This window comes from Microcoleus sp. LEGE 07076, assembly GCF_015207455.1.
Classification (GTDB): Bacteria; Cyanobacteriota; Cyanobacteriia; order Cyanobacteriales; family Microcoleaceae; genus Microcoleus.
Genome location: NZ_JADEWV010000420.1, coordinates 1 through 2,215 on the forward strand (window position 1 = coordinate 1; position 2,215 = coordinate 2,215).

General features: G+C 45.9%; 3 protein-coding genes. 1 reads left to right on the forward strand and 2 read right to left on the reverse strand.

Translation table 11 applies throughout. From position 1 onward, the window contains the following. The first annotated feature begins 308 nt into the window (after window positions 1-308). The gene (locus tag IQ270_RS29845) at window positions 309-596 is read left to right on the forward strand and encodes a YggT family protein (RefSeq protein WP_193976712.1); all 288 of its coding nucleotides are present in this window, start codon (window positions 309-311) and stop codon (window positions 594-596) included. Window positions 597-833: 237 nt separating this feature from the next. On the opposite strand, the gene IQ270_RS29850 is transcribed toward IQ270_RS29845, so the two are convergent. Continuing rightward, window positions 834-1,265, reverse strand: coding sequence for a hypothetical protein (locus IQ270_RS29850; RefSeq protein ID WP_193976713.1), 432 nt, complete (start codon window positions 1,263-1,265; stop codon window positions 834-836). A gap of 208 nt (window positions 1,266-1,473) precedes the next feature. Beyond that, window positions 1,474-2,215, reverse strand: a 742-nt coding sequence (locus IQ270_RS29855) for a shikimate dehydrogenase (RefSeq protein WP_228056829.1), incomplete at its 5' end; no start/stop codon positions are given.

The window sequence follows — 2,215 nt, forward strand, 5'->3', positions numbered from 1 at the left end:
CTATAGCCCGTCCTGGACGGGCTATAGAGCCCATCCCACAAGAACAATAAAAATGGTAAGTTATTTAATTCTCATTCCTAAGATTGTAGATTAGTCTGCCAGTGGCATCCGGGCGATCTACTTTCACGCGGGAGTGTCCGCTCGCACGAAGCCAGAAGCCAGAAACAGACACAAGCGAGCCGGAAAATCGCACTCCCAAACAACATTTTTACAAAATCGGGATGGTCCCACTCTCGCCCGCTCCCCCAGCTATGCTAAGCTTAAAGCTAAAGCGTCTGTAAACTTTACTCAAACTTCAACCAGAATATATGAGTTATTCCATAGGTCTTTTGGCAACCACGCTGTCCACATTTCTGCAAATCTATGTAGTCCTGATGATTTTTAGGGTACTGTTAAGCTGGTTCCCGAACATCAATTGGTACGATCCCCCGTTTTCGATTTTGAGTCAGCTAACAGATCCTTACCTGAATTTATTCCGATCGATTATTCCCCCCTTAGGAGGGATTGACTTTTCACCGCTGATTGCATTTTTTGTACTGCAGTTCGGCTCGGAATTCTTGATCGGTTTGTTGACCAACTTGCAAACAGCCTTGTAGTTAGAAAAGCTCAATTTTTTAAGCATCGAGCGTAAATTGTTTGGCAGACATAGCAGCAGACAACTAAATTTTAGATTTGACATTTTTAGATGAACTCCCTGGTTAAAAAGCTGGGGAGTTCTTCGTAAATTAGAAATGAGAAATTGCCAGCTTTTCAACAATCTAAAATCTACAAGCGAAAATCGAAAACTGCATCGCAATTTCAGAACCACCCACCCAAAATCTCAAATAGTTTTGTTAGCGGCGAACCACGCCAGTAAAACCTGTAGCTTTAAATTGCTTCAGCTTCAAAGGTGTTCGTTGATTGCTGGCCACCGAAATTCTAATCTCAAAATCGCTAACTCCGGGAGGAACTTCTGCGATAGAACCCAAGCGAGTTCGGTTTTGCATCACCGGATTTTCATCTGCATCATAAATGCGGCCAAAAATATCGGCATTGACAACAGGTTTACCGCTACTATTTTCCGCTTTTCCAGTAATCAAAAAGCAGTTAGCTTCCATAGAACTGCCGCTGGTGACTGTTCCTTCTGCCATTTTGGCCGGACATTCGTGATAAGCAAGATCCGAAAGTTTAATCTGCGTCAGAGCCCAAGCTGGTGGAGTGAATACCAAACTAAAAATTCCGATCGCGCAAGTAGCAAAAAAAAGAGTGATAGCTCGAAATTTCATAAATTGCAGCTTAGCGTATATTTTAACTTCCAGCTTAGCGCGAATTCACGATCTAATTTTCAACATCTTTAGGGAAACGGCACAGCGGCGTTTCCCTACCGCCAGACAAATAGCATCAGTCTAAGGAATGAGAATTAAATAACTTACCATTTTTATTGTTCTTGTGGGATGGACGGGCTAGAGAGCCCATCCCACAATTATGTGTAAATTATTTAATTCGCGATCCTAAGCCTAAATGCTGTCGCAATGCTTGACGCATCACATCGACTGGGACAGATACTGTGTCCAGCCAAATTTTCAAAGCGGCTGCTCCTTGTTGAACGAGCATTTCGAGTCCGTCAATAGTTCGCGCCCCTCTTTGCTGTGCATCTTTGAGAAACTGAGTAGGATTCGGGGTGTAAATTAGATCGTAGACGATCGCACCAGGGGAAATTCGATCGAGCGCAGCCGTCGCCACCGGCGACTTTTCCCCATGAGGATACATCCCCACAGGAGTCGTGTTCACCAGCAAATCCGCCCGCGAACTTAACATTGACAAATTATCCCAAGTATGCACCTGCAAATTCTGTACCGGCATCGGAGAATTGACCCAACTCTGCTGAAATTCCGCTAAATTTTGAGCGCTGCGCCCGACAACGTGAATCTCTGCACATCCCAATTGAGCGCATCCAGCCACAACAGCCCTCGCCGCCCCGCCATTCCCCAAAATTACCGCTACTTTCTGACTCCAATCGGAACCCGGAGATCCCCCTAAATCCCCCTTAAGAAGGGGGACTTTGAGTGAATTCTCCCCCCTTGTTAAGGGGGGCTGGGGGGGATCTGAATCTGATTGGAAAGTTTGAAAACCCCCGGTTTCGAGCGGCGCGAGAAAGCCTTCAACGTCGGTATTTGTGCCGCACCAACCTTTGTCAGTTCGGTACACGGTAGTGATTGCGCCGATCGCCCTGTCT

Coding starts and splice junctions, on each gene's coding strand:
- IQ270_RS29845 (WP_193976712.1), top strand. CDS start 309: ATGAGTTATTCCATAGGTCTTTTGGCAACCACGCTGTCCACATTTCTG.
- IQ270_RS29850 (WP_193976713.1), bottom strand. CDS start 1,265: ATGAAATTTCGAGCTATCACTCTTTTTTTTGCTACTTGCGCGATCGGA.